Raw genomic sequence first — 284 nt, forward strand, 5'->3', positions numbered from 1 at the left:
AATGCGAAAGCATTAACACTTGAGTTCTCAATACACTGTTTAAGTGTCTTGAATATTCTAAAAAACTAAGGCGAGTCCACTTCCTACCCGGAGGTGAGACAAGTAAAAACCAGCTGGTCATGATACGACCCAGAGCTCTTATCTTGTTAATTCAAGGGTGTGAAACTCATTTGGGTTGTATGGTTAAGTGACCAAGCGTATACGGTGGATGCCTTGGCAGTCAGAGGCGATGAAGGACGTAATAACTTGCGAAAAGCGTTGGCGAGCTAGTAATAAGCATTTGA

At 42.6% G+C, this 284-nt stretch carries 1 rRNA gene; it reads left to right on the forward strand.

Going from position 1 to position 284, the window contains the following annotated elements:
* Positions 1-181 precede the first annotated feature (181 nt).
* Positions 182-284: ribosomal RNA gene (locus H5123_RS20415) — 23S ribosomal RNA — on the forward strand; the annotation flags it as partial.

Origin of the sequence: Shewanella sp. SR43-4 (genome assembly GCF_014163845.1) — a bacterium.
Taxonomy (GTDB): Bacteria; Pseudomonadota; Gammaproteobacteria; order Enterobacterales; family Shewanellaceae; genus Shewanella; species Shewanella vesiculosa.